At 72.0% G+C, this 5,197-nt stretch carries 6 protein-coding genes; 1 reads left to right on the top strand and 5 read right to left on the bottom strand.

Translation table 11 applies throughout. From position 1 onward, the window contains the following. The 4 genes from J1C73_RS18380 to thpR all read right to left on the bottom strand — a co-directional run. A partial coding sequence (locus J1C73_RS18380) for a phytanoyl-CoA dioxygenase family protein (RefSeq protein ID WP_207317362.1) occupies nucleotides 1–645 on the bottom strand: 645 nt, incomplete at its 3' end. A 222-nt stretch (nucleotides 646–867) separates the two neighbouring features. Next, nucleotides 868–1,218: a MerR family transcriptional regulator gene (locus J1C73_RS18375; protein WP_207317361.1), complete on the bottom strand. Its 351-nt coding sequence runs from the start codon at nucleotides 1,216–1,218 to the stop codon at nucleotides 868–870. Between the two features lie 22 nt (nucleotides 1,219–1,240). Beyond that, complete coding sequence (locus J1C73_RS18370) at nucleotides 1,241–2,179, bottom strand: aldo/keto reductase (RefSeq protein ID WP_207317360.1); 939 nt, start codon at nucleotides 2,177–2,179, stop codon at nucleotides 1,241–1,243. A gap of 157 nt (nucleotides 2,180–2,336) precedes the next feature. Next, nucleotides 2,337–2,921: an RNA 2',3'-cyclic phosphodiesterase gene (thpR, locus tag J1C73_RS18365; RefSeq protein ID WP_207317359.1), complete on the bottom strand. Its 585-nt coding sequence runs from the start codon at nucleotides 2,919–2,921 to the stop codon at nucleotides 2,337–2,339. A gap of 290 nt (nucleotides 2,922–3,211) precedes the next feature. Here thpR and J1C73_RS18360 point away from each other — a divergent pair, with 290 nt between their 5' ends. Next, a complete protein-coding gene (locus tag J1C73_RS18360; protein WP_207317358.1) occupies nucleotides 3,212–3,529 on the top strand; it encodes a cupin domain-containing protein in 318 nt (105 codons plus the stop codon). Nucleotides 3,530–3,596: 67 nt separating this feature from the next. Here J1C73_RS18360 and J1C73_RS18355 read toward each other — a convergent pair whose 3' ends face one another. After that, complete coding sequence (locus tag J1C73_RS18355) at nucleotides 3,597–5,084, bottom strand: carboxylesterase/lipase family protein (protein ID WP_124285424.1); 1,488 nt, start codon at nucleotides 5,082–5,084, stop codon at nucleotides 3,597–3,599. Nucleotides 5,085–5,197 lie beyond the last annotated feature (113 nt).

Below are 5,197 nucleotides of genomic sequence, written 5' to 3'. Positions count from 1 at the left end.
GTGGTGCGGTTGCGCCGCGTGCACCAGGAACGGATGGCACAGGAAGACATCGCCCGGGGACCCGGTGGCGAGGACGACGGGCCGGTGGTCGGACGCCGCCACCAGGTCGGGCGCGAGGGCCAGCCCGCTCGCCCCGTCCGCCCCGTGCTTCTCCAGCACCTTCGGCACATCGAGGTGCGAGCCGACCCGGATCCGGGTCGGGGCGTCCTCCTCACCGACCTCGCTGAAGAGGAACAGCATCAGCAGCGCCCGGCCCCGGGAGCGCAGATTGGTGAAGTACCAGCTCTCGCCCTCCGGCAGATAGCTCCCCTCGATGTGCCAGCCCGCGTCGTCCGGCTCCTCCTCGTGCGGGAAGCGCAGCGGGAACGTGCCCAGCGAGTAACGCGGCTCCCAGCATCCCGCGCCGACGAGCAGGTCGTACGCGTGCTGCAGAGACGGAGAGTTGGGTGCGGCGGCGAACGGCCCCTGCGCCATGCCGGCCACCCAGTGCACGGGCTGCGTCCACGTCGCCGGATCGTCCGGGTCGCAGCCCGTCTCCCGCCACAGCAGCCGCGCACAGTCCGCGGCCACACGCGGCGCTACCGCGCCCTCCAACTTCACGAAGCCGTCGCGCAGGAAACGGGATACCAAGGCCGTGTCATCCATGCCCCGATGGTGGGCGACATCAGCCCCGATCACCCCTCATTATCCGCACCGCCTCTGCCGGATGCTCACCGAGCACCGTCCTGCCCCTCTGAGGCCGCAAGCAACAGCCGCACCGCGGCCACCGGACCACGACGCCGACGACGCGCGAACACTCCGCGTCCTCGTCCTCACCGGGCGATGTGCGACGGGCAGGGCTGAAGCCGGGCGCGGGGCCCTCTGCACTCAGCTGTAGTAGGCGATCTTCTCGTCGAGGACCTCCATCGCCCGGCACAGTGCAGTCACCCGCTGCTCCAGGTCGGCACGGCGCTTGCGGAGGAACGCGACCCGGTCCTGCGCGGGGTGCTCGGCGCGCAGGATGGCGACGAACCCCCGCAGGTCCGCGATGCCGAGGCCGGCCTCACGAAAACATGTGACCAGGCCGATCCAGAAGACGTCTTCGTCGGTGTACTCCCTGTGCCCGCCGGCGGAGCGCCGGATCGGGCCGATGAGCCCTTCGCGTTCGTAGTAGCGCAGCGTGTCGAGGGAGACACCGGTGCGGTCGGCGGCTGCCGCCGGAGTGAGGGCGGTGGTCATGGGACTCTCTTTCCGGCCGCTGCTATCGCGCCCGGGCGAAGCGCTCCACGTGCTCGTCACTGAGCCGCACATGGCGTGCGGCGAGTGCCTGCTCAATCTGCTCCACCCGGCTCGCACCGACGATGGGGTCGATACCCTGCCGCATCAGCCAGGCGAGGACGACCTGGTTCCTGGAGGCCGAGACCTCGCCGGCCGTGTCGTCCAGGACCGAGAGCACCCGGGTGTTGCCGGGGTGATCATAGGTCTGCGGAAGAGGCTTGTCCGCACGTACGTAGGAACCCCAGATCAGCGAGCTGTACGACCACACGGTGAGCCCCTCCGCATGCGCGAGGTCCAGGTCGTCGGCGGTGAGCAGCCGGTGGCCGTCCTCCGCGAGGCGGGTGAACGGGCGGGGCTGGACGAGCGAGTGGCGCAGTTGCAGGGCCGTCCACGGTTCCACGCCCTGCTCCCGTGCGAGTGACCGGGCGCGCTCGACACGCCAAGCGGCGTGGTTCGCCGCCCCGACGCGCAGCACCGTTCCCTTCGAGACCAGTTCGCCGAAGACGCCGACCGTCTCCTCCAACGGCACGCCGCGGTCCTCGGCGTGGGCCCAGAGCATATCGACGTGATCGACTCCGAGACGCCTCAGACTCCCCTCGACGCCGGCGCGGACGGCGTCGGTGGAGAGCCCTTCGGCGCTGTCCGGCCAGGAGTGCGGGACGAGCGGGTTCTGTCGGACCTTCGTCGCGATGCGCACCGCGTCGCGTGCGCCGGGGCGGGCCCGGAGCCACGCGCCGAGGACGCGCTCACTGGCGCCGCCGACGCCGTCGGGGTCGGCCCAGAAGGAGTAGCAGTTCGCGGTGTCGAGCCAGACACCGCCGCCGGCGACGAAGGAGTCGAGGATCGCGAAGGCTTGCTCGGTGCCGACGCGGGTGCCGAAGTCCATCGTCCCGAGAACGATCTGAGGGGCTGTGATGTTCATGCCCCCATGCTCGGATCTGGAGCGCGCTCCAGGTCAAGTGTCTTTGTGGGGAAGGTTCGGGACCCGGCCCCCGGCGGGGGCGGCGGACGCGTGTGAGAACACCCCGGCGGACGGCGGTCGTGGTGGTTACGGCGCCGGGCTTCGATCGCGGACGGGGTCAGCTTCCGCCGCCGAGGGCCCATGACTCGATGTCGCGGTAGTGGATCGGCCCGGTGCTGCGGCCGGCGTTGCTGCCGACCAGGTGCAGACGCTCGGCCGGCCATCGGCTTCCGGCGAATTCGGTGAGCCCTGCGGCGATGTCCGCCGTCGAGGACCGATCGCCCCGTCGTGCACGAGCCAGCGTCAGATGCGGGCGCAGTGGTCGGCCCTCGAACGCGACACCGCAGCTCTTGACCACGGTACGTACGTCGGCGGCGAGCATCCGCAGCCCGTCCAGATCTCCGTCGACACCGCTCCACAGCACCCGGTCGTCGAAGGTTCCGCCACCGCGCAGGGCCAGGCGGATCGGCTGGTGGGCCGCCGCGAGGCCGGCGAGCGGCGGGCGCAGGAGCGGAACGGTGGAGACGGAAAGTTCCCCGAGGAACGCCAAGGTGATGTGCCAGTCCTCGATGCGGTTCCACCGCATGTGAGGGTACGTGTCATAGGCGGGGCGGAGTTCCCGGGCGAGTTCATCCTTCGCGTGGTCGGGTGGGGCGAGGGCGATGAACACGCGAACGGTCGTGGGCTGAGTCTGTTCGTTCACACCGGACTTCGTACCGCATGATCACTGGTTGAGGCGAAGGCGCCGACGGCGTGGTAGTGGACCTGAGGCCGGCTTCCCGGGACCGGCCGTCGCCCTGATGATCGGCCTCCTGGTGCCCGGGCAGCGTCCCGGCGTGGCCCCCGCCTGTGGCATCGTCCTCGTGGCCGTCGCCGGTGTCGGTGCCACGAGAGGTCGAGACGGGGTGAAACCTGCCGCCGCTTTCCCTGGGATGCTCTGCCGGAGGCTGACCGCCCGTTCAGTGTCACATGATGAATGACGAGGAGACCCCGATGACGAGCTCGGCCCGTTCGACGGTGCAGCACGAGGACGAGCACGTGCGGGTGACCCGCTGGGACTTCGCGCCCGGAGAGAGCACCGGCCGCCACGTGCACGGGTACGACTATGTCGTCGTGCCGGTCACCGACGGTCTGATCGACGCCGTCGCGGCCGACGGCACAGTCACCGCCTCCGAACTGCGGGCAGGCCAGTCCTACGCACGTCCCGCCGGTGCCGAACACGAGGTGGTCAACGCGGGCACACGCCCTCTGGCCTTCGTGGAGATCGAACTCACCGGTCCCGCCCACGCTCGGCGGCCGGGCCGGGCGTGACGCGGCCGCGAGCGTCCGCGCGGCGCCTCCCCCGAGGCGCCGCGCGCAGGCCCGCTACGTCTGCCGATCACCCCCGCGGCAACGGCCGCGCCCAGGTCTCCCGTACCGCGCTCAGCGGGTCGCGCTCGATGCGCGGCGACTCGTCCCAGATCATCGTCTCGCGGCCCTCGCGGCTGTACCGCGGCCAGGACGGTCCCGGGTCCAGGTCGCGGACGAACGCGACCCAGGCCGCGTGCATGGCGTCGGCCAGGTGCTGTGCCGGGTTCTCGCCGAGGGCGGCGGTGACGCCTTCGGCGTCGAGGACGTCGAACGCGAACGGCAGGTCCGTGCAGTGGTACGCCATGCCCGCGCAGCCCGGTGCGGTGCCGGCCCAGCCGAACTGGTAGAGCCAGGTGGGCCGTCCGAGCCGCGCCCGTGCGTCGGCGATGGCCAGCCCGGGAGCGCGGAACGTCGTGTCGGTGACCGCCTGACCCGACAGGACGGCCGGATCGCCCGCGTACGAGGCGTACGTGTCGCGGAAGAGCCGGGCGTGGTGCTCGTCGAGGCCGAGGGCGGCGAGCAGGCCGCTCAGGTCCGCGTCGGTGGCGTCCGGCTGCGGCATGCCGTTGAACTCGTGTGCGGTGAAGCCGGCCATCAGCGGGATGCCTTCGCCCGCGTCGCCGGCGGTGAGCGCGTCGGGCACCGGCTGCGGGATCAGCTCCCCGTCGGCGAAGGGAGCGAGGACGAGCATCGGCAGCTGTCCCCGGTCGGGCCCGGGGGCGCCGAGCGCGTCCTGGTGGGCGAGGAGTTCGGCGTCGGTCGCGTCCTGGAGCGCGGCGGCGGTCGCGGGGACGCCGGTGCGCCGCGTGAACAGCCGGCTGACGGCCTCGGCCACTTCCCGGCTCTGCGGCTCCATCACGGCGCCGGACGCCGAGATCGCCGCCCTGAACAGACCCTGGGCGGCGGGTGTGGCGAGCAGCGTCTGCACGGCCCCGCCGCCCGCCGACTGACCGGCCACGGTCACCTTGGCGGGATCGCCACCGAAGGAGGCGATGGTGTCGCGTACCCACTCCAGGGCGGCGATCCAGTCGCGTACACCCCGGTTGTCCGGCGCGTCGGGCAGCTGCAGGAAGCCCTCGATACCGAGCCGGTAGCCGAGCGAGACGAGGACGACGCCGTCCCGGTTGAAGGCCCCGCCGTCGTACCAGGGACTGGCGGCCGATCCGGCGACGAAGCCGCCGCCGTGCAGCCATACGAGGACCGGCAGGCCGGCGGCCGGGGACGGGTCGGGGGTGAAGACGTTCAGGTTGAGCGTGGAGGCGCCCGGGATGGACGGCTCGGGGATGGTGGTGACCTCGGCGAACTGCCTGCGCTGCGCGGTCGGTCCGTAGGAGGTGGCGTCGAGTACCTCGGTCCACGGCTCGGGCGGTACGGGTGCGGCGAACCGGAGTGCGCCGACGGGCGGCTGGGCGTAGGGGATCCCGAGGAACTTCACCCCGGTGGCGTGGCGCTCACCACGCACGGGGCCGTGCGGCGTGCGGACGGTGACGTGGGGGGTGGCGGAGTCGTGCGGCATGGTGGCCTCCATGGGGTGTGGTCAGGAGCGCGGGGCGTCGTGGGTGACGGCGGCGCCCTTGCCGGACTGTGCCTGCCAGTGCGCCATGACGACGACGCCGGCACCGGCGTCGC

Origin of the sequence: Streptomyces laculatispora, from assembly GCF_017353455.1 — a bacterium.
Lineage (GTDB): Bacteria > Actinomycetota > Actinomycetes > Streptomycetales > Streptomycetaceae > Streptomyces > Streptomyces laculatispora.
The sequence above is the reverse complement of the archived record's forward strand: the minus strand, read 5'-3'. Positions and strand labels throughout refer to the sequence as shown.